Below are 20176 nucleotides of genomic sequence, written 5' to 3'. Positions count from 1 at the left end.
CGCCGCGCACCGGCTCGCTGCCCACCCACACCGGCGTCCCACCCTCGGGCACCCGCAGCCGCACCCCCGCCGCGCTCACCCGCCTCGAAGCGCACCGGCGTGCGGCTGAGGAACGGGTCTCCCAGGGGCAGGGCCAGCACGCCGCCCGCACGGCTGAAGTCCGGGGCGTTGCGCGACAGCGCCACCGCGCGCTCGCCGGAGAGCAGCCCCTCCAGCAGCAGCCGCTCCCCGATGCGCTGGGGCTGGGCGTGGCCAATGAGCGTCAGCGCCGGCATCACCTGGGCGGCCTGGGAGGGCGTGCCCTGCGTGCGGACGGCGGTCGTGGAGAAATCCCTGGGGTTCTTGGGCGGCATGGACCTTCGAGGCAGCCTACAACGGGCAGGCCGCACCTGGGCCTGGCAGGCGGGTCCCCTCCTTACTTCCCCTGGCCCTGGCCGGGAGCCATCCCCACGGCTGCCCGCCTGGAGAGCGGCGGCAGCGGGGCCGGAAGCCACGCCCGCGCCCCACCTCGTGAATAGTGTTGAGAGGCGTGCCGTGTGGATCTTCGAGAGAGCCCGACCTCCATGTCTCCATCGACCTCGAACATCACTTCCTTCGACGCCGTCCTCTTCGACCTGGACGGCGTGGTCATCGACACGACCGAGCTGCACTACCGCGTCTGGGAGGAGTTCGCCCGCGAGCGGGGCTACGTGCCCACGCGGGAGGAGCTGCTGGCCACCAACGGCCGGCGGGCCGGGGAGACGCTGCGCGCGTGGTTCGGGGAGGAGCTGGACGACGAACAGGTGGCCGCGCTCACGGAGGACCGCGAGCTGGCCTTCCACCGGCTGCTCGACCACGAGCCGGTGTCCGCCGTTCCCGGCGTGGGCGCCTACCTCCAGTCGCTGAAGCAGGCGGGCATGCGCTGGGCCCTGGGCACCAGCGCGCTGGCGCAGAACGCGGAGCGGGCCCTGCAGCGCGTGGGGCTGGAGCACCTGTTCCCCGTGCGCGTGACGTCCACGGACGTGCTCCAGGGCAAGCCGGATCCGGAGGTGTACCTCAAGGCCGCCGCCGCGCTGGGCGTCCCGCCGCACGCGTGCGTGGTGTTCGAGGACGCGGTGGTGGGCCTCAGGGCCGCGCGGGCGGCGGGCGCGGCGTGTGTCGCCGTCGCCACGTCGTTCCCGCGCGAGGTCCTGGTGCGCGAGCAGCCGGACTGGCTGGTGAAGGACTTCCGGGACCTGCCGCAGGCGCTGCGTCCCGGAAGCCACGGCCTCACGGCGCCGACGGCACCTCACCCGTGAGCACGCAGATGAGCGCGTCCGGGTCGCACTTCACGGGGAACAGCGGGTTGATGCCGGAGCCGCGCAGCCGCCCCGCGTCGTAGTCCGCGTACGGGTCGCACAGCGCGTCGTCCGGCAGCTTCGTCTTGCTGTTCTGGCACTTCACCACCGGCCAGATGCCCTTCACGGCGTACTCGGCGGTGCAGCCGTTCTCCGTGTAGACGAGGTCCGCGGTGAACTGCGTGCCCGGAATCTCCGGCGTGTTGTAGATGCGCAGGTTGCTCCAGCTGTAGCCGTAGTCCTGCGCGGCCAGCGCGCCGCCGTCGGGCGCCACGGACGCGGGCACGTCCAGCCGCGTGGGCGTCAACTCCGGCACGGAGCAGAAGTGGTCCGCCCCCGGCGTCACGGTGGCGAACGGGCCCACCGCCGTGGCGGTGGCCTTCGAGTCCGCTGACAGCCGGGACGCGAAGTCCTCCAGCAGCTTGCCCAGCCGCGCGCTGCGCACGCCCACGGTGTCGGGCGCGGCCGGGTCGGGGCTGAAGAACTTCTGCAGGCCCAGCGGCTCCGGCTTGAGCCGCGCGCAGACGTTGTCCGGGTTCTGCCCGGACTTGAGCTGGTACGTCGCGGCGAACGAGCCGGTGGAGCCGTCCGACACGGCGCGCGCCACCACGCACTCGGGCTCCGGTTCGCTGCCGCACGCGCCCACGGCGACGGCCGCGGACGCGATTCCTGCACTCACTGCCATCCAACGAAGCTTCATCGCGGGAGTCCTCATGGTGCGGGGCCTAGAAGGTGAGCTTCGCGCCCAGACGGATGGAGCGCGGGGCCTGGTAGGCGGTGGGCCGCTTGAAGTTGGGGTTGATGTCCTGCACGCCAATGGGCAGCCCCGTGGCGGTGGAGATGACCTTGCAGTTGGGGTTGTTCGCGCTGAGGCAGGCGGTGAGGTCGTCCGGCTTGCCGCCCTGCTCGATGGCGTACACGCGCGTGGTGGTGAAGGTCTGGTCCACGTCCGTGTACTGCTGGAAGTTGAAGAGGTTGAACACGTCCAGGGACACCGTGAGGACGTAGTCCTTCACCAGCCGCTGGTTGAGGCCCACGTGGCCGTCCACGCCGTGCACCCAGGGCAGCCGGCCCGCGCTGCCGCGCGGCAGGATGAACGTCTCCGAACCGCTGCGGCGCGGGTGCGCGCCCAGGTAGTTGAGCGGCGTGCCGGAGCGCGCCCGGTAGTTGCCGCCCACGTTGATGCTGGTGCGCGCCCCCAGCACCAGCTCCTTCGCGGCGAACACCTTGAACGCGTGCGTGCGGTCCCCGGGCAGCTGGCCCTCGCGGTTGATGGTGAGCGACACCAGGTCGAAGTCGCGCGTGAGGTTGGGGGACAGCTGGCCGGTGTCCGCGCGGAACAGGCCGGAGTAGTTCCCGCGCAGCGTGGACCAGGTGTAGCTGGCCTGGGCCAGCCAGCCACTGGTGAAGGCGCGCTGGAAGTAGACGTTGACCGCGTCGTACTCGCGCTTCGCCAGCGGGAAGTCCGTGGAGTAGCCCTTGCCCGGGTTGCCCAGGAAGAAGGTGCTGCCGTCGTCGCGGCTCATGTCCTCGATGACGTCGTTGAGGTAGCGCCGGGTGTACGTGGCGCCCACGCGGCTCGCGGTGAACAGCTCGTACTCACCGCCCACCACGAACTCGTCCGCGGACTGCGCGCGAATCTTGGGGTCCACCGGCACGCGGTCGCCACCCTGCGCGTCCCACAACTGGTTGGGGCTCTCGCGGTTGCCAATGGGCTGGCGGTTCGCGTCCACGGTGCAGTCCACCAGCAGCGACCCCTCGCGCGACGGGTTGCACGGGGGCGCGTCGTAGGTGGCGGACAAGAGCTGCTGCTGCGGGAAGGACAGGTCCGCCATGTCCAGGGGGACGCTCTCGAAGAAGCGCGCGTAGTTGGCGAAGACCTTGGCGCGGCCCTGCTGCGTCGGGTCGTAGATGACGCCCAGGCGCGGGGACCACTGGTTGGGCAGGTGCAGGCCCACCTCGCCGTCCAGGCCGTAGATGGTCTGCACGTCGTAGCGCAGGCCCACGTTGACGGTGACCTTGTCCAGCACGGACCAGCTGTCCTGGATGAAGCCGCCCACGGTGGTGGACGTGGAGGTGCCCTCCTTGTTGGGCAGGAACACCGGCTGATCCGGCCCCTCCAGGTAGCCGTACTGGTTGAGGCTGAAGAAGCAGTCGCCGCCGGTGCACTCCTGCCAGGGCGTGAGGCCCGTGCGCGCGCGCTTGTTGTAGAAGCTCATCCGCTCGATGTCCGCGCCGGCCTTGAGGATGTGGTGGCCCAGGGCCTCCAGCAGGTAGGTGCCCATCACCTTGCCCTGCACGCGGTCCAGCCGCTGGATGCTGATGGTGCCGGGGCCGCCGGTGGAATAGGCCGTCACGGGACAGCGGAGCCTCTGCTCCTCGGGCGTGCTGCCACAGTCGTCCGCGTTCGGGAGCGTCTCGAACTCGTTGATGGTGTGCGGGCCCGGGTTGCGGGTGCGGCGCCAGGCGATGTTGGACTTCGCGGACAGGCCCTCGCCGGAGCCCAGGCCGGAGCCGTCCGACGGGAGGATGGAGTCCGCCTGGTGGTGCCAGCCGAGCGTCGCGTCCACCAGCAGCTTCTTGTCGAAGAAGGACGACGCCTGCTTCGCCACGATGTCCATGGCGCTGTTGCTGCGGCGGGTGGCGATGGCCTCATACGCGCCCTGCACGTAGCTGGTGCACGACAGGCTGGAGCACACCTCCGGCTCGCCGTCGTCGCTGAAGGAGTACTTGCCGCTGCCGCCGGACGAGCGCGGCGTGCCGAAGACGGACAGGGACAGGCTGTGGTCCGGGTTGAAGTTGTAGGTGAGCTTGCCCAGGTACTGCACGCTGCGCTCGTCCGCGAAGCGGGACACGCGGCTGCCTTCGATGGGGGACACCTGGGAGAAGCCGGTGGTGGGGTCCTTGCGGCGGGCGCCCACGGCGGAGCAGCCGTTGGCGGGGTCCACCTCCGAGCACAGCTCATAGCTGCTGAGCTGGCGGTCCACCTGGATGCGATTGAAGGACGGCGCGACGCCCACGTAGAACCAGAGCTTGTCCTTGAGCAGCGGGCCGCCCAGGTCGAAGCCGAAGTCGCCCAGGTTGTGGGCGCTGCCCTGCGCGGAGATGACGCTGCCCTCGCGCAGGATCTCCTTGCCGGACGTCTGGAACGCGCCGGGCGCGTAGTTCGCGAACACGGAGCCGTGGAACTCATTGGAGCCGGACTTGGTGACGACGTTGAGCACGCCGCCGGTGGAGCGGCCGTACTCCGGCATGTAGCCGCCGGTGATGATGTTGACCTCCTTGACGAACTCCACGGACAGGGGCGTGCCCAGGGTGCCCACGCCGGGGTCGTTCACGGACAGGCCGTCCACGACGTACTGGCTCTCCGGGGAGGAGCTGCCGCTGATGCTCACGCCGTAGCGGTCCTCGGTGGCGCCGGGGGCCAGCTCGGCCAGGCCCTCGAAGGAGCGGGACGCGGAGCCCTTGGTGCCGGGGCGGATGACGGCGATGTTGCGGATGAACTCCTGGTCCACGGTGACGCCCGCGGCGCTGGAGCCCACGTCCACGCTGGGCGGCGAGCCGACGACCTCGAAGTCCGCGCTCATGGTGTCCGGCGCCAGCTCCGCGTTGAAGCGGATGGTGCGGTCGATGCGCAGCAGGATGCCGTCGCGGACGTAGGGCTGGAAGCCCTGGGCCTCGAAGCGCAGCGTGTACATGCCCGGCGGAAGCTGCGGGATGCGGTACAGGCCGCTCTTGTCGGAGAGGACGGTGCGCTCGCCCTGCAGCTGGGGCGACGTGGCGGTGACGACCACGTTCTCCAGCCGCTGCTTGTCGAGCGCGTTCGCCAGGGTCCCGGTGATGACCGAGTTGCCCTGGGCCCACGCCCCGGCTCCCCACAACACGACCATGAGCCACAGCCCACGGATGAAACGGATTCGTCTGAGCACGTCTGCGCCCCTCCCGGCGAAGGGGGCGAACTCTGTCGCAAAACGTGAGAAATCCACCAGCCCAAATCACAAAGACTTTGCCGCTAGAGCGGAAAATAGCTGGCTCGTTGCGTCAGAGGATGTTCCCGGGCTCCGAAGTGAAGAGCGCGTGGAAGAGCGTGGTCTCCGGCGGCTTCATGAAGTTGACGTAGAGGGGGACGGGCGTCTGCGCGACTTCGAGCGGCAGGGCGGTGGCGCCGTACTCGGCCTCGATGTGCCGGGCGATTGTATCCGCGATGTCTCGGAGCTCCAGCGGGATGGGGCCGAGAAGGGCCTTGGCCTCCATGAGGTGCTTCCCCAGGAAGACCCGGCGAACACAATGCACGGTGTAGAGGGGGGCCAGGATGCTGAGGTAGCCGGCGACGGTCCAGCGCGTCTGCGGACGCATCATGTCCCGCTCCTGGTGCGGGTAGATGAGCACGCTGAAGCTGGGGTTCGCCAGGCCCGGCGCGTAGTCCCACGCATCGCAGCCGGGAAGCACTTTTCGAAGCGTCTTCACAAAGGACCCCCAGCGGGGCCTCTCCGCGTTTTTCTCAGCCCAGAGTGCCTCGTAACGAAGGTCTTCGGGACTGGGGTCCTGACGGAAGAGATAGGCCTCGTCGGCCCCCCAGTAGAGACGTGCAACTGCGAGCAGGTCTTCGGCGGAAGGCGTCATGGCTTCCCAGGCTTGGATTTGAAGGGGAGCGTCGCCGGATGGCACTGTTGCCTGACCCGTGAGCCGACTACGGCCGCGTGGAGCGCAGTCGTGAGGGTGCTCCTGAACTCCTCACACGCAAGACCGAGAGCGGTCACTGGAGTGGTCGAACTGAACACAGTCTGGGCCGCCAGATTGGCGCAGTTCGCCGAGATGCGTTGGGCCAGTTCCACCGGAATCGGTTCCGAGCCTGTGACCTGGATGGGCATGCCGATTCCCAGGGGGCACATGAAGACCTCTCCCGTGTCTCGTCGCAGCGGAACATGGACACAGGCCTCTCTCCAGCCTCCTGGACCTGGCGCTGTTTGTTCAATGACCGTGACGAACCGGAAGTGACGCGGCTGGAGGCTGCCCTCCACCACGGTCCCGGCACCCGTCGCGCAGCCCGTGAGCAACCACGTCAGCCCCAGGCCCACCGCCCGCTTCGTCGCGTCCATGGCCTTCCCCCCGGAAGGCCCCCGACGTCACTTCAAAGTCCTCTCAACGCTCCATCGTCTCAGGGGATGGGCTGTCCGCTGATATACTGAGCGTGAAGGCAACGTCCCGCTCCAGTTCTCCGCGTCACCCTCCCTGATGACCTCACGTCTCGCGCTCTTCGCGGCCCTGCTCCTCGGGTCCGTCCTCTTCGGTCTGTCGGTGCTGGCGACGGCGCGCAGCCACGGCACCGCACTCCCGGTGGCCCTGGGCCTGGGCCTGGGCCTGCTGGGCCTCGTCATCGTCACCCTGCGGAAGGCGCGAGGCTGGCGGAGTGAGGGCGTCTTCACGCTCTCCGGAAAGGCCTGGCGCTGGCTGTCGTTGGCGGCGGCGCTGCTCTCGGGGCTCGGCGGGACAGCCGTCGTCCTCAAGGCGCTCTATCTGCCACTGCCGTTCGGCGAGTGCCTGGGCTCGAGCTGCGAGGTGTCGTACGCGATCACGCCGCTCGCGTTCGTGTCCTGCTTCTTCAGCGGATGGCTCGTGTCCGCGGCGCTGCTGGGCGCCTACGGACTGCTGCGAGCCCTCTCTCCGAAGGCCATGTGGGGCATCGCCGCGTCCGTGACCGTCCTCACGTACCTGTTCGTGGTGGCGCTGTTCGCCTGACGCCTCAGAACCCCCGCAGCGCTCCACCGTCGCAGGCGATGGACTGGCCGCTGATGTACGCGGCCGGCTCCGACGCCAGGAACGTCACCAGCGCCGCGAACTCCTCCGGCCGTCCCAGCCTCCTCGCGGGGATGTTCGGCGCCACCTTCTCGTCGGACAGGCCCAGGTCCTTCATCCGGTCCGTCGCGTGGTAGCCCGGCAGCGCCGCGTTCACCGTGATGCCGTAGGGCGCCACTTCATTGCTCAGGCTCTTCACCAGCCCCAGCAACCCCGCGCGCAGGCCGTTGGACACCGTGAGGTTGTTCATCGCCTCGCGCGCCGCCGTGGACGTCACCAGCACGATGCGGCCCCAGCCCTGCGCCTTCATGCCCGGCAGCGCTTCTTGAATCGCATCCACCGTGGCCAGCCACAGGCTCTGGAACCCTGTCTGCCATTGCTCCACCGTGATGGCCTCGAAGCCTCCGGACGGCGGGCCGCCCGCGTTCACCACCAGCACGTCCAGGCCGCCCAGCTTCTGCGTCACCTCGCGCACCAGCCCTCGCGCGGCCCCGGCTTGAGTCAAATCACACGGCACCGCCAGCGCCGCGCCCAGCTCCGTCGCCGCCTTCTGGAGCTTCTCCCCGCCTCGCGAGGACACCGCCACCGTCGCGCGCTCCTTCACCAGCGTGTCCGCGATGGCGCGCCCCAGCCCCGACGACGCGCCCGTCACCAGCGCCCGCCTACCCTTCAAGCCGAAATCCATCCGCGTGCTCCTCCATGAAAGGGGTCAACCGGCCGCGAATCAGCTTCGCCGCCCGGTCCAGGTCCACGTCCTCCGGACGCTTCAGGTCCTTCGCCAGCTCCGACACGATGCCGCCCGCGATGGCGCCCACGCCGTACGCCAGCCGGTAGGGCACGCGGCTGAAGCTCACCAGCGTGTAGCGGCTGACGAACTCGCCCGGGAAGGCGTTGAGCAGCATCTTCTCCACGCCCTTCTCCAAGAGGAAGCGCGGATCCGCCGTGCTGTCGCGCATCTCGATGAAGTTCTCCACCGCCATGTCCGCGATGGCGTCCGCGTTCGTCTTGCGCAGCCGCTCGAACTCGCGGAACGCCTGGCCCAGGTCCGGCTGCTTCTCCAGCAGCGCGTCCAGCACCACGCAGTCCTCGAAGCCGCAGTTCATGCCCTGCCCGTAGAACGGCACGATGGCGTGCGCCGCGTCGCCCAGGAGCAGCGTGCGCTCCCCCGCGTGCCACGGCGCGCACTTCACCGTCACCATGTGCCCGGTGGGCCGGGAGAAGAACTCCTCCACCAGCCCCGGAATCAGCGCCTTCGCGTCCGGGAACTGCTCCTGGAAGAACGCCTCCAGCGCCGCGGGCGTCTGGAGCGACGCGAAGCTCACCGGCCCCTCCCACGGCAGGAACAGCGTGCAGGTGAAGCTGCCGTCCTCATTGGGCAGCGCGATGAGCATGTACGTGCCGCGCGGCCAGATGTGCAGCGCGTGCTTCTCCATCTGGAAGCGCCCGCCCTCGCCCGGCGGAATCGTCAGCTCCTTGTAGCCGTGTCCCAGCGTCTGTGAATCCGCCTGGGAGCCTGTCTGCGATTGCAGCGCCTGCCGTATCGCCGACCCCGAGCCATCCGTGCCGAACACCACCGCGTCGCGCACCTCGCGCGTCTCACCCGTGGCCTCGTCCAGCACCGTGAGCGCCCCCGCCGCCGGATCCGCCTGCATCACGCGTTGCTGGAAGCGGATGGACACGCGGCCCGTCGCTTCCGCCTGCGTCATCAGGAACTTGTTCAACCAGCCGCGTGACAAGGAGTTGATGTGCTGCGAGTCGTCCTTGCCATACGGCTGGAAGGCCAGCTCGCCCTTCACCGGGTGGATGACCCGCCCGCGCATGGGGATGGCGTGCTTCAGCGCCTCCTCCTCCAGGCCCACCTGCCGCAGGGCGTGCAGGCCGCGCGTGGAGATGGCCAGGTTGATGGAGCGGCCCGCGTCCAGCGTCTCGCGGCGCATGTCCGGCCGGCGCTCCAGCACCTCCACCGTGTGGCCCCTGCGGGCCAGGTACAGCGCCAGGAGTGAGCCCACGAGGCCCGCTCCCACCACCGTCAGCTTCGACTCATTCGAGGGCATGGGCTTCCAGCGCCTTCACGAAGCGGAAGACGTCCAGGTGCGTGTTGTAGAGGGGCGCGGGCGCGGCGCGGATGATGTCCGGCTCGCGGAAGTCGCAGATGATGCCGGCCGCGGCCAGCCGCTGGAGCAGCCGCTTCGGCTCGCCCTTGAAGCGCAGGGACAGCTGCGCCCCGCGCTGCTTCAGGTCCCGCGGCGTGGTGATGGTGACGTACCCCGCGGGCAGCCGCTCCAGGAGGAACTCCATGTAGCCCGTCAGCTGGTCGCTCTTGGCGCGCAGGGCCGCCATCGTCGCCTTGTCGAACAGCTCCAGCGACGAGCGCAGCGCCGCCAGCTGGAAGATGGGCGGGTTGGACAGCTGCCACCCCTCCGCGCCCGGCAGCGGGTCGAACGTGGGGCCCATCTCGAAGCGCGTGGTCTTGTTGTGTCCCCACCAGCCCTCGAAGCGCGGCAGGTCCGGCGAGTGCGCGTGCCGCTCGTGCACGAACACGCCGCCCAGGCTGCCCGGTCCGCCGTTGAGGTACTTGTACGAACACCACACCGCGAAGTCCGGCCCGTCGTCGTGCAGCGACAGCTTCAGGTTGCCCGCCCCGTGCGCCAGGTCGAAGCCCACCTTGCAGCCCTGCGCGTGCGCCACGCGCGTAATCTCCCGCAGGTCGAACGCCTGCCCGGTGAGGTAGTTCACGCTGCCCAGCATCACCAGCGCGATCTCCTTCCCGTGCCGCTCGATGGCTTCGAGGATGTCCTCGGGGCGCAGCGTGTCCTCGCCCTCGCGGGGCGTGAGCCGGACGATGGCCTCCCTCGGGTCGTAGCCGTGGAAGCGCGCCTGCGACGCCACCGCGTACTGGTCCGACGGGAAGGCGCCGCCCTCGATGAGGATCTTGAAGCGCTCGCGCGTGGGCCGGTAGAACGACACCATCATCAGGTGCAGGTTCACCGACAGGGTGTTCATCACCACGACTTCCACGGGCTGCGCGCCCACCACGCGCGCCACCTGCTCGGTGAGCAGTTCGTGGTAGGGCAGCCACGGGTGGCGGCCGTGCACGTGGCCCTCCACGCCCAGCCGCTCCCAGTCCTCCATCTCCATCTGCACGTACTTGCGCGCCTTGCGCGGCTGCAGCCCCAGCGAGTTGCCCGCCAGGTAGATGGCCGGCGCGCCGGAGGCGGCCGGGGGGAAGAGGAACTCGTCGCGCAGGGGCCTCAGCGGATCCTTTGCGTCCAGGCCGTAGGCGAACACATCGGTGTTCTCGTAGACAGGGGCCGTCATGGTGCGAAGTCCTCGGGCGAGCGCCCCAGCCACTCCAGGGCGTTGCGATAGAGCAGTTGCTCGCGCACGGAAGGCGCCAGGTCCGTCAGCGACTCGATGAGCGTGCCGGGCCGCTCCTCGCCCAGCGGGAAGGGATAGTCACTGCCCAGCGCGACCTTGTCCGCGCCGAACAGCTTCACGATGGCGCGCAGCGTCTGTGCGTCGTGCACCAGCGAGTCCACCCAGAACCGTCCCAGGTAGTCGCGCGGCGCGACCTTGTTGTCCACCGCCACCAGGTCCGGGCGAACTTCGAAGCCGTGCTGGATGCGGCCCAGCGTGCCGGGGAACGCACCGCCGCCGTGCGCGAAGGCGAGCCGCAGCTTCGGCAGCCGCTCCATCACCCCGCCGAAGATGAGCGAGCAGATGGCCAGCGACACCTCCGCGGGCATCCCCACCAGCCACGGCAGCCAGTACTTCGCCATCTTCGCCTCACCCATCATGTCCCACGGGTGCACGAAGACGGCGGCGCCCAGGTCGCTCGCGGCCTGGAAGAAGGGGAAGAGGGCCGGGTCGGAGAGGTTCAGGTCGTTGACGTGACTGCCAATCTGCACGCCCGCGAACCCGAGCGTGCGCACGCAGCGCTCCAATTCCTTGACCGCGAGGTCGGTGGATTGGAGCGGCACCGTGCCCAGCCCCACGAAGCGCCTGGGCGCGGAGGCCACCGCGCCGGCCAGGTGGTCGTTGAGGAAGCGCGCCACCTCCAGGCCGTCCTGCGGCTTCGCCCAGTAGCTGAACAGCACCGGCACCGTGGACAGCACCTGCACCTGGACGCCGTGCGCGTCGCACTCCGTGACGCGCTGCTTGGGGTCCCAGCAGTTGCTTTCAATCTCGCGGAAGAACTTCCCATCGTCCCGCATCATCCGCGCGCGGCAGGGCGCGTGGTGGTCCAGCGTGATGAAGCCGCCGTAGCCGAAGCGCTCGGCGAAGCGGGGCAGCTCCGGGGGGAGGAGGTGCGTGTGGATGTCGACCTTCACTGGGGCGCACCACCCCGCGCCACCTTCGTGCCGCACTTCTTGCACGTGCAGTTGTCGGGGTTCCCGTAGAAGTGCTCGAACACGGGCGGCAGCTGCGTCACCAGGTTGGTGACGTGCAGCGACTCTTCATAGAGCTTCTCGCCGCACTTCGGGCACAGCCACAGGAACGAATCCAGCTCCTGCGGCTGGCGGCGGCGCTCCAGCACCAGCCCGATGGTGCCCGCGGGCCGCTGCGGCGAGTGCGGCACCTTGGGCGGCAGGAGGAAGATTTCGCCCTCGCGGATGGGGACGTCCTGCACCTGCCCCTCGTCGATGACGCGCAGGGTGATGTCGCCCTCCAACTGGTAGAAGAACTCCTCGCCCTCGTTGACGTGGAAGTCCGTGCGCGAGTTGGGCCCGCCCACCACCGTGACCATGAAGTCCCGGTCCGCCCAGACCTGCTGGTTGCCCACGGGCGGCTTGAGCAGGGGGCGGTGCTCGTCGATCCACTTCTTGAAGTTGATGGGGGTCAGTCGGCCCATGTCACTTAGTCTCCAATGGTGGCGATGCACTTCAGTTCAATGGCGATGGGCGTGGGCAGCGCGTTGATTTCCAGCGTGGTGCGGCACGGCGGGTCGTTCTTGAAGTACTCCGCCCACAGCCGGTTGTACGTGGGGAAGTCCCGCTTCATGTCCGTGAGGTACACCGTCACGTCCACCAGCCGCTCCCACGACGAGCCCGCGTCCTCCAGGATGTAGCGCACGTTGCGGAACACGGAGTGGCACTGCGTCTCGATGTCGTAGGAGACGATGTTGCCCGCCGCGTCCAGCTCCACGCCCGGGATGGCCTTGCTGCCGCGCTCGCGCGGGCCCACGCCGGAGAGGAACAACAGGTTTCCCACGCGGCGCGCGTGGGGGTAGAGCCCCACCGGCTCCGGGGCCTTCTTCGAATCGATCCGCTCGCCAGCGCTCACGTGTCGCTCTCCAGGCTCAAAGCTTGATGCAGACGTTCTTGGGTTCGGTGAAGAAGCGCAGCGCGTCCCAGCCGCCCTCGCGGCCCACGCCGGACTCCTTCACCCCGCCGAACGGCGTGCGCAGGTCGCGCAGCATCCAGGTGTTCACCCAGACGATGCCGCTGTGCAGCCGGGCCGCGAAGCGGTGCGCGCGCGCCAGGTCCTTCGTCCACACGCTGCCCGCCAGCCCGTAGCGCGTGGAGTTGGCCCACGACAGCACCTCCTCCTCGTCGTCGAAGGGCATCAGCGTGGCCACCGGGCCGAAGATCTCCTCCTGGTTCGTGCGGCACGTGGGCGCCAGGCCCTCCACCAGCGTGGGCTCGATGAACCAGCCGTTCGCGCAGCGGCCGGGGACGCTCGCGCGCTGGCCGCCGGTGAGGATGTGGCCGCCCTCCTGCTTCGCCAGCGCGATGTAGCCCATCACCTTCTCGAAGTGCTCGCGCGACACCAGGGCGCCCTGGTCCGTGCCCTCCACCAGCGGGTCGCCCACCTTGAGGGCCCGCGTGCGCGCGACCAGCGCCTCCTTGAAGCGCGGATACAGCGAGCGCTGCACGAAGATGCGCGGGCCGCACAGGCAGATCTGCCCCTGGTTGGCGAAGGACGAGCGCAGCGTGGTGGCCAGCGCCTCGTCGAAGTCGCAGTCCGCGAAGATGACGTTGGGATTCTTCCCGCCCATCTCCAGCGACAGCTTCTTGAACGCGGGCGCGGCCACGCGGGCAATCTCCGCGCCCGTGCGCGTGCTGCCGGTGAAGGAGATGGCGCTCACGTCCGGGTGGCGCGTGAGCGGCCCGCCCACGTGAGGCCCCAGCCCGTGCACCAGGTTGAGCACGCCCGGGGGCAGCCCCGCGTCGCGGCACACCTGCGACAGGAGGTAGGCCGTCATCGGCGTCACCTCCGACGGCTTGGCCACCACGCAGTTGCCCGCCGCCAGCGCGGGGGCAATCTTCCACGTGAGCAGGTACAGCGGCAGGTTCCACGGCGAGATGCAGCCCACCACGCCCAGCGGCGAGCGCAGCGTGTAGTTGAGCGCCACGCCGTCCATGGGGTGCGCTTCGCTGGAGAACTGCGTCGCCGCGTCCGCGAAGAACTCGAAGTTGAGCACGCTGCGCGGGATGTCCACCGTGCGGGCCACCGCCAGCGGCTTGCCCGTGTCGATGGACTCCGCCCGCGCGAAGGCGTCCAGGCGTTCGTGGATGAGGCCCGCGATGCGGCGCAGGAACCGCGAGCGCTCCATCGCCGGCAGGGCGGCCCACGCGGGGAAGGCCCGGCCTGCGGCCTCCACGGCGGACTGGACGTCCTCCTCGCGCGAGTCCGGCACGTGCGCGTAGGGCTGGCCCGTCGCGGGCTCCGGCTTGTCCAGCCACTGGCCGCCCGCCGCGGGCACCAATTCGCCACCGATGTAGTTGAGGACCTTTTCCAAGGCAGCGCCCTCCTGAGGGGAGACGCGGCAATGTATGTCGCGGCCGTCCGCCGCCTCCAGGATTCCGAACGGCGGACGTCGGATGGCGCTCGCTTGCGCGGCCGTCCGGCGCCCGGCGTCTCCGGGACCCGCTCCACCGGTGAATCCTTGGTGGAATTGCGGGCCGAGCATGGAAAAGATTCGCGCATGAGCTCGACAGTGGATGTGGCGACCCTGGCCGGAATCCTGGACGCGGCGCGGCGCGAGCGGCGCGAGGTGCCGCCCCTCACGCACGCGCACCCGCGGCTGACGGTGCCGGACGGCTACGCGGTGCAGGCGGAGGGCATCCGGCTGCGCGAGGCCCAGGGCGAGCGGGTGGTGGGCCTGAAGATGGGCTTCACGTCGGAGGCGAAGCGCCAGCAGATGAACCTGGGCTCGCCCATCTTCGGCGTGCTCACGGACCGGATGCGCGTGCAGCCGGGCGGCGTGGTGCGCGTGGGCGCGGGCATCCACCCGCGCATCGAACCGGAGATTGCCTTCCGCACGTCGAAGGAGCTCAAGGGCACCGTGACGCGCGACGAGGTGCTGGACGCGTGCGAGGCCGTCTTCGCGGCGATGGAGGTGCTGGACTCGCGCTTCGTGGGCTTCAAGTACTTCAGCCTGCCGGACGTGGTGGCGGACAACGCGTCGTCGTCGCTGTTCGTGCCGGGCACGCTGGAGCGCTCCCCGCGCGAGCTGGACCTGACGAAGCTCCAGATGCGCATGGAGGTGAACGGCAAGGTGGAGGGCGAGGCGCGCTCGGACGCCATCTCCGGCGACCCGGTGGTGTCGCTCATCCAGCTGTGCGCGCTGCTCGCGGAGCGCGGTCAGGTGCTGCCGGCCGGGAGCCTGGTGCTGTCGGGCGCGGCCACCGCCGCGTACCTCATGAAGCCCGGAGACCACGTGCGGCTCACCGTGGACGGCCTGGGCACGGTGGAGGTCACCGCCGCCGAGTAGCCGTCAGTACAGCAGGCCCTCCTTCGGCTGGACCGGCGGAGGCAGCTCGGATTCGCCCAGCATCTGCCGCAGGTTGATCTCGATGGTGCGGCAGAGCGCGGTCATGGGCGTGTCGCTGACGCCGTCCTCGAAGGGGTTCTCCACGTCGCGGCCCACCGCGTCCAGGGCGATGAAGAGGAACGCGATGATGGCGGTGACGAGCGGCGTGAGCACGCCCAGGTCCGCGACGACGCCCAGGGGCAGCATGGTGAGGTAGGCGCGCACCATGGCGTGCGGGAGGATGTCGTACTGGCGGGGCAGGGGCGTGTTCTTGATGCGCTCGCACGCGCCCAGGTAGTTCGTCAGCGCGGTGAGCGTCTCGTCCATCGCCACGCGCAGGAAGACCTTCTCCGGGTGCTCGATGTCGCTGTAGACGCGGCGCATGCGCACGCCCATCCACAGGAGGATGGCGGCGGGCACGTTCTGCTCGTCGCGCAGGGCCTCCAGCACGGACGGCCGGAAGAACGGCGTGATGTCCGGGAAGGGGTCCTGCCGCCGCAGGTGGCACCTGAGCGCGTTCACGAAGCCCACCTGCGCGTAGACCAGCTCGCGCGCGTCCTCGGTGATGCCCTCGAACATGCCGGTGATGATGCCCCGGGGCGTCTCCTCGCCCGGGTGGATGAACGTGGCCAGGTGCGCGCGCGGGACCTCGCCGCGCAGGTCTCGCGCGTGACCGAACTGGTCGCGCACCGCGCCGTCACCCACCTTGGACCAGGCGGCCGCCAGCGCGGGCCCCTCCGGCTGCACGGCCATCCGCACCAGGCGGGACGCGGCGGAGGGAGTCTCCGGCGTCCCGTCGCTGCGCTGCGCCCGGGGCGCGGGCAGGAAGGTGAGCACCTGCCGGGCGAGCGTCCGCGACGCGTTCACCAGCCCGCCCCAGAGGGTGCGCGCTTCCCACCAGCGCTCGTAGGCGGAGTTGTTGCGGAAGCCGAGCAGCACGCCCAGCGCCGCGGCCAGCAGCGTCACCGGCAGCGCCGGCACCGACAGCCACTTGGCGTCCAGCACCTCGTAGCCCAGCGAGATGGCCAGCGCGATGGCGATGTGGACGACGACGGGGCGCCCGTGTAGCGGAGGATGATCCGCCAGGAAAGCATCCGACCGACGATCATCTCGCGGGGCTCCTCGCGCGTCGCGCGTGCTGCGTGAGGAGCCGGATGTAGTGATGCGCCCGCGGCGGGGCAATGCAGCGCGTCACCTTCGCGTCCACCGCCCGGCCGGAAGCCCGGCCCGCACGCCGGGTGAGCGTGCGGAACCGGACGGAAAGGACGCGTGCGCGTCCTCAGGCCCGCGACTTGGAGAAGACGATGCTCGCGCCCGTCCCCGGCACCGTCACGGTGAAGGTGCGCTCCACGGTGGCCAGGCCGTTGCCGCCGCGCGCCGCCAGCTCCAGGAAGAACGCGCCCGTGGCCTTCAGGTGGAAGGACTGCGCCCACGACTGGGACAGCGCCTTGAACGCGTCCTTGAAGACGGCGGCCGAGCGCTGCTCGCTGTTGCGCAGGTCCAGCAGGCCCGCGCGCAGGTCGCGCCACTTGGACACGGTGCCGGGGTTCTTCTGGATGACCTCCGCGAACGTCAGCATGCCGTTGCCCAGCAGGCCTTCGGTGTACGCGAAGTGCCCGACGAGCGGGTTGTTCTTCAGGTTCGCGGCGGCCGTCCTCGCGGCGTCGGCGGCGGACCAGTTCTGCTCCAGGTACGCCTTCCACAGCGGGGCGTAGACGGACTCGCGCACGGCGGGCCGGTCGCGGCACGGCACGCCGTACCAGGGCAGGGCCCGGGCCAGCGCGCGCGCGAAGGCGGAGGGGGCGTCCGGGTCCGCCGCGTGGGTGATGACGTCGCGCAGCGTCCGGTTGTCCAGCTTCAGCTCCACGCGCGTCTCCACCTCCTTGCCGCCGGCCGCGTCGCGGATGCGCCGGAGGACCTCTTCTTCCTCGGCGTCGTCCAGCGCGCCCCAGATGATGGCCTCGTCCACGGCCTGGCGCAGGTCGTGGTCCGACAGCTTGCGCGCGTCATGGGCCAGCAGCAGGTACAGGCCCAGGTCGAAGTCCGCCACGACGGGCGACTTGCGGAACTCCGCCATGTCCGCCTTGAAGTCCGCGGTCCAGTGCATGTACGGCGTGAGCAGCGCGCCGCTGTAGCTGCGCACGCCCAGGAACGAGATGCGCTGGGGCGCCTCCTTCTCCAGGCTGTTGCGCTGCACCACCTGGGTGAGCTCGCGCGTGTCGTTGCCGCCCAGCGCCCACTTGCCCAGTTTCAGGGAGAAGCCCCAGGCCTTCGACTCCTTGTTGACCTCCTTCAGCAGGCACTGCTCCAGCGCCAGGCCTTCGGCCTGCATGCGCTGCATCGCGCCGTCCATCCGCCCCGACACCAGCAGCGGGTGCAGCGCGCGGGCCTGGGCGTCGGTGCACACGGTGGACAGGAGCGTGGTCTGCTCGCGCAGGCGCAGGTACTCGTAGCGGAAGCCCAGCTCGAACTTGGACTCGGCCAGGGCCTGGATGCTCGCGCGCACGTCCGTGCGGAGCTTCTCCCACTGCGTGCGCAGTGCCGTGGTGTTGGCCTCCAGCTCCCCGAAGCCCAGCCGGTCCAGGATGAGGCGCAGCACCTTCGCCTCGTTGTCGGACAGGGCGTGCGCCTCCAGCTTCGTCATCAGGGACTCGAACCGGGACAGCGGCACGGACAGGAGCCCCTCGAGGACGTGCTCCACCTGGGTGACGACGGTGGCCGGGTCGGTGAGGCTCGCCTCCACGTGGAGGCTGGCCGTCACGCCCGCCTCGCGCGCCACCACCTTCTTCACCTGCACGCGCACCTGGCCCGGGGCGGGGCGGGAGAAGATGACGGCGTAGTCGTCCACCACCTTCACCTTGGCGGACACGGTGGCGCCCGCCTTGGCCTCGAAGGCGAGCAGGGTGCTGGCGGACAGCAGCTTCGTCAGCGTCTGGAGGTTGGAGGTGTAGACGTCCGTCCAGTCCAGCGTCGCGGTGACGGACAGCTCGCCGCGCGCCTGGAAGGCGATGGCGTCCCCCACGCCCAGCGTGTCCAGCGACGACGTGAGCAGGGGCAGCCGGAGCTTCTCCGCGTCCTCCTTCAGCGCGTCGCGCGCCTTCATGTCCTGCGGGTGCCGGTGGTAGTCCGCCAGCAGCACGCGCACGTCGCCGTTGGCCGCGAGCGCCACGTAGGGCAGCGGGAAGCCGACCTCCGCCTTCACGCGCGCCTCCACCCCGTACTTCAGCCACGCCTGGTCGCCGCCGTAGACGAGCGCCGGGGCCAGCTGCTCCTTCGCGTCACCGGGGGCCTCGCCCACCACGCCCGCCGCGTCCACGTCCGCGGGGGCGTCATAGCCCTCCACGAAGCCGCGCGCCGACACGTCGAACGCGAACGTCAGGGGGCCCAGCTTCTCTCCCGCGGGCAGCGTGTAGCTGGCGGTCGGTAATTCCACGCGGATGTCCGAACCCTTGAGGGGCGCATCCGGCAGCACCTTCGACACTTCCTCCAGCAGCGCCAGCTTCCACGACATGACGGCTCCCTCCCACGACGTCCACGGAAAGGCCGCATCCTACATCGTCGGTCCGACGTGGGAGGCCGGACGTGAAGCGGGCGCGAGCGACCCACCAGGAGGGCACCCGCGCCCGCGGTGCCGGCGGCGCATCGCGCGAGCCTGTCCGACTGTCGGACCGGTTTGGACGACCCGCCGGGCGGGAGGGTCAGGGCACGTCGCGGACCTGCCGGAGCGCGGGCGGACCGTCCGCCTTCACGACCAGGAGGTCGGGCATCAGGCCCCGCACGCACGAGCGGATGTGGGCCAGGGTCTCGTCCACGGGCTTGAGCACCAGCGACGTCGTCCGGGTGGGAAGCGCGCGCGGCCACTGGCCCTTCTCCGCGCGGGCCACGTCGACCTCGGCCAGGGCGATGAGCGCCTCGGAGCGCAGCGCGCGCAGGTCCAGCGCCTCCAGGTCCTCGGGCGACAGGCGCACCGACGGGGCCTCCGCCTGACGGAAGAACTCCCCGCCCTTGCGCCGCCTCCAGCGCCGCCAGCGAGCGGCGGCGGTCCCCGGCCGGTTGATCCGCCACGGCGAGCAGCCGGTCCGCGTCCTCCACCCACTGCCGCCACTGGAGCCGGCGCGACAGGGCTCCGGGCCGCGAAGGCGCGTCGAACCACGCGGGCGGGAGCGCGGCGCGGGCCTCGTCGGAGAGCAGGTCGCGGAAGGCGTGGAGCTGCGCGGCGACGGCCTCCTCGTGCAGCGTCAGGGACACCGGCGGGAAGCCCTCCTGCAGCCGGGTGAGCTGTGAGATGGCCTTGCGCTTGCGGGCCAGGGAGGCCGCGTCGAGCGCGTCCGCGCAGGCCCGCCACGCGCGGGCATAGCCGGCCGCGGACAGACGCTGGCCCAGGAGCCCACCCCCCAGGGCCAGCTCCCGGCTGAGCGCGAGCGTGTCCACGCACGTGTCCACCGCCTGATCCGCTTCACCGCGCGAGACGAGCAGCCGCGTCTCCAGCGCCGCTTCCTCCACCACGTGACGCAGGGCCTGGAGCAGCACGTCCCGCCGTGAGGCCTCCGGCCCGGACAGCGGGCGCAGGTCCTCCGGGAGGCCACCGGACTCCGCGTGGGTGGCGGCGAGCACCTGCCGCATCAGCGGACGGTCCCGCTCCAGGGCTTCGCGGCTGGGGGCGGAAAGGTCCGTCACCGGCGCGCGTCCCTCCGTCACGGCCTCACGGGTCGCGGCCTCCGCCGCGCTGGGGGCCGGGGTTTCGCGGGCCTGCTGGAGGAGCGCGGGCCGCAGCGCCTCCACGGCGTCCCCGAAGGTGCCGGGCCGCGCGGGGGTGACGTGGACCGGACGCGGGTGTTCCGCGTGCGTCAGCGTGTTCACCTCGCGCAGCAGCCGTTCCTCCAGCGCGTCGGTGCGCAGGTGCTGGTACGCCAGCGCCCCAAGGCTCACGAGGACGGACAGGGACACGCCTCCCATGAGGGCGGGGAGGGGGCGCTTCAGGGCCATGAGGAAGGGACTCCAGGAGGGGGACCCGGAATGTCGCACGAAACGCCGGAGCCCCACAGCCTCCCCCGAAGCGGAGCCCGTTGTCTGGCGGGCAGGAGGTCCGCTCCCCCGGTCATCGGGCCTGTCAGGTCCGCTACCAGGCAAGCGCCCCGTGGGGCACGTGTCAGGCCCCGGCGGGGGCCGGCTCGGAGGTCGCGGTCCGGGACGCGCCCAGCCGGCGCAGCAGGTGGTCCGCCAGGTCCCGGGCCTGGGAGCGGATCTCCGGCACGGCGGTGGTCTCCCAGAGGTCGCCCCGGCGCGGCGGGCCCAGCGTGAAGAGGTG

The 20176-nt window shown here is 70.5% G+C and carries 17 protein-coding genes and 1 pseudogene; 4 read left to right on the top strand and 14 right to left on the bottom strand.

The annotated features are described in order from the left end of the window. Positions 1–353: pseudogene (locus ACLEQD_RS13240) on the bottom strand (hypothetical protein); the annotation flags it as partial. A 210-nt stretch (positions 354–563) separates the two neighbouring features. On the opposite strand from ACLEQD_RS13240, the gene ACLEQD_RS13235 reads away from it, so the two are divergent. Continuing rightward, the gene (locus ACLEQD_RS13235; protein ID WP_410384076.1) at positions 564–1277 is read left to right on the top strand and encodes an HAD family hydrolase; all 714 of its coding nucleotides are present in this window, start codon (positions 564–566) and stop codon (positions 1275–1277) included. On the opposite strand, the gene ACLEQD_RS13230 is transcribed toward ACLEQD_RS13235, so the two are convergent. The 3 genes from ACLEQD_RS13230 to ACLEQD_RS13220 form a co-directional block, all read right to left on the bottom strand. After that, positions 1249–2001 (bottom strand): hypothetical protein, encoded by a 753-nt coding sequence (locus ACLEQD_RS13230; protein WP_410384074.1) that lies wholly within the window; start codon positions 1999–2001, stop codon positions 1249–1251. The genes ACLEQD_RS13235 and ACLEQD_RS13230 overlap by 29 nt on opposite strands. A gap of 40 nt (positions 2002–2041) precedes the next feature. Further along, positions 2042–5206 carry a TonB-dependent receptor domain-containing protein gene (locus tag ACLEQD_RS13225; RefSeq protein ID WP_410384078.1) on the bottom strand — a complete coding sequence of 1055 codons (3165 nt, stop codon included), beginning with the start codon at positions 5204–5206 and terminating at the stop codon, positions 2042–2044. Between the two features lie 151 nt (positions 5207–5357). Then, a complete protein-coding gene (locus ACLEQD_RS13220) occupies positions 5358–5765 on the bottom strand; it encodes a hypothetical protein (RefSeq protein ID WP_410384072.1) in 408 nt (135 codons plus the stop codon). Between the two features lie 786 nt (positions 5766–6551). Here ACLEQD_RS13220 and ACLEQD_RS13215 point away from each other — a divergent pair. Next, a complete protein-coding gene (locus ACLEQD_RS13215; RefSeq protein WP_410384070.1) occupies positions 6552–7055 on the top strand; it encodes a hypothetical protein in 504 nt (167 codons plus the stop codon). A 4-nt stretch (positions 7056–7059) separates the two neighbouring features. Here ACLEQD_RS13215 and ACLEQD_RS13210 read toward each other — a convergent pair whose 3' ends face one another. Genes ACLEQD_RS13210 through ACLEQD_RS13180 form a run of 7 tightly spaced genes read right to left on the bottom strand, consistent with a single transcriptional unit; the run spans position 7060 to position 13854 of the window. Then, positions 7060–7785, bottom strand: a complete 726-nt coding sequence (locus tag ACLEQD_RS13210) for an SDR family oxidoreductase (protein WP_410384068.1) — start codon at positions 7783–7785, stop codon at positions 7060–7062. Next, complete coding sequence (locus ACLEQD_RS13205) at positions 7775–9166, bottom strand: FAD-dependent oxidoreductase (protein WP_410384067.1); 1392 nt, start codon at positions 9164–9166, stop codon at positions 7775–7777. The genes ACLEQD_RS13210 and ACLEQD_RS13205 overlap by 11 nt, the downstream gene beginning before the upstream one ends. Then, positions 9153–10430 carry a kynureninase gene (gene kynU, locus ACLEQD_RS13200; RefSeq protein ID WP_410384065.1) on the bottom strand — a complete coding sequence of 426 codons (1278 nt, stop codon included), beginning with the start codon at positions 10428–10430 and terminating at the stop codon, positions 9153–9155. Before kynU ends, ACLEQD_RS13205 begins: the two co-directional genes overlap by 14 nt. Further along, positions 10427–11443, bottom strand: coding sequence for an amidohydrolase family protein (locus tag ACLEQD_RS13195; RefSeq protein WP_410384063.1), 1017 nt, complete (start codon positions 11441–11443; stop codon positions 10427–10429). Before ACLEQD_RS13195 ends, kynU begins: the two co-directional genes overlap by 4 nt. Then, on the bottom strand, positions 11440–11964 hold the full coding sequence (gene nbaC, locus ACLEQD_RS13190; protein WP_171412638.1) for a 3-hydroxyanthranilate 3,4-dioxygenase: 525 nt from the start codon (positions 11962–11964) through the stop codon (positions 11440–11442). The genes ACLEQD_RS13195 and nbaC overlap by 4 nt, the downstream gene beginning before the upstream one ends. Before the next feature lie 5 nt (positions 11965–11969). Continuing rightward, positions 11970–12395 carry a RidA family protein gene (locus tag ACLEQD_RS13185; protein WP_410384061.1) on the bottom strand — a complete coding sequence of 142 codons (426 nt, stop codon included), beginning with the start codon at positions 12393–12395 and terminating at the stop codon, positions 11970–11972. A gap of 16 nt (positions 12396–12411) precedes the next feature. Further along, positions 12412–13854 (bottom strand): aldehyde dehydrogenase, encoded by a 1443-nt coding sequence (locus tag ACLEQD_RS13180; protein WP_410384059.1) that lies wholly within the window; start codon positions 13852–13854, stop codon positions 12412–12414. 186 nt (positions 13855–14040) lie between these two features. On the opposite strand from ACLEQD_RS13180, the gene ACLEQD_RS13175 reads away from it, so the two are divergent. Then, positions 14041–14829: a 2-keto-4-pentenoate hydratase gene (locus tag ACLEQD_RS13175; RefSeq protein ID WP_410384057.1), complete on the top strand. Its 789-nt coding sequence runs from the start codon at positions 14041–14043 to the stop codon at positions 14827–14829. A 3-nt stretch (positions 14830–14832) separates the two neighbouring features. Here the strand turns inward: ACLEQD_RS13175 and ACLEQD_RS13170 are convergent, their stop codons facing one another. The 3 genes from ACLEQD_RS13170 to ACLEQD_RS13160 form a co-directional block, all read right to left on the bottom strand. After that, positions 14833–16050, bottom strand: coding sequence for a bestrophin family protein (locus ACLEQD_RS13170; protein WP_410384055.1), 1218 nt, complete (start codon positions 16048–16050; stop codon positions 14833–14835). Between the two features lie 97 nt (positions 16051–16147). Beyond that, positions 16148–18379, bottom strand: coding sequence for a hypothetical protein (locus ACLEQD_RS13165; protein WP_410384054.1), 2232 nt, complete (start codon positions 18377–18379; stop codon positions 16148–16150). Positions 18380–18566: 187 nt separating this feature from the next. Then, complete coding sequence (locus ACLEQD_RS13160; protein WP_410384052.1) at positions 18567–18836, bottom strand: hypothetical protein; 270 nt, start codon at positions 18834–18836, stop codon at positions 18567–18569. A gap of 37 nt (positions 18837–18873) precedes the next feature. On the opposite strand from ACLEQD_RS13160, the gene ACLEQD_RS13155 reads away from it, so the two are divergent. Beyond that, a complete protein-coding gene (locus ACLEQD_RS13155) occupies positions 18874–19152 on the top strand; it encodes a hypothetical protein (protein ID WP_410384050.1) in 279 nt (92 codons plus the stop codon). Positions 19153–20176 lie beyond the last annotated feature (1024 nt).

The organism is Corallococcus sp. 4LFB (assembly GCF_046520365.1).
In the GTDB taxonomy this organism is placed as follows: domain Bacteria; phylum Myxococcota; class Myxococcia; order Myxococcales; family Myxococcaceae; genus Corallococcus; species Corallococcus caeni.
The sequence above is the reverse complement of the archived record's forward strand: the minus strand, read 5'-3'. Positions and strand labels throughout refer to the sequence as shown.

What these genes read in the sequence shown, in the direction of transcription:
- ACLEQD_RS13205 (WP_410384067.1), bottom strand. Translation starts at nt 9,166, where the DNA reads ATGCCCTCGAATGAGTCGAAGCTGACGGTGGTGGGAGCGGGCCTCGTG.
- nbaC (WP_171412638.1), bottom strand. Translation starts at nt 11,964, where the DNA reads ATGGGCCGACTGACCCCCATCAACTTCAAGAAGTGGATCGACGAGCAC.
- ACLEQD_RS13225 (WP_410384078.1), bottom strand. Translation starts at nt 5,206, where the DNA reads ATGGTCGTGTTGTGGGGAGCCGGGGCGTGGGCCCAGGGCAACTCGGTC.
- ACLEQD_RS13175 (WP_410384057.1), top strand. Translation starts at nt 14,041, where the DNA reads ATGAGCTCGACAGTGGATGTGGCGACCCTGGCCGGAATCCTGGACGCG.
- ACLEQD_RS13165 (WP_410384054.1), bottom strand. Translation starts at nt 18,379, where the DNA reads ATGTCGTGGAAGCTGGCGCTGCTGGAGGAAGTGTCGAAGGTGCTGCCG.
- ACLEQD_RS13230 (WP_410384074.1), bottom strand. Translation starts at nt 2,001, where the DNA reads ATGGCAGTGAGTGCAGGAATCGCGTCCGCGGCCGTCGCCGTGGGCGCG.
- ACLEQD_RS13235 (WP_410384076.1), top strand. Translation starts at nt 564, where the DNA reads ATGTCTCCATCGACCTCGAACATCACTTCCTTCGACGCCGTCCTCTTC.
- ACLEQD_RS13215 (WP_410384070.1), top strand. Translation starts at nt 6,552, where the DNA reads ATGACCTCACGTCTCGCGCTCTTCGCGGCCCTGCTCCTCGGGTCCGTC.
- kynU (WP_410384065.1), bottom strand. Translation starts at nt 10,430, where the DNA reads ATGACGGCCCCTGTCTACGAGAACACCGATGTGTTCGCCTACGGCCTG.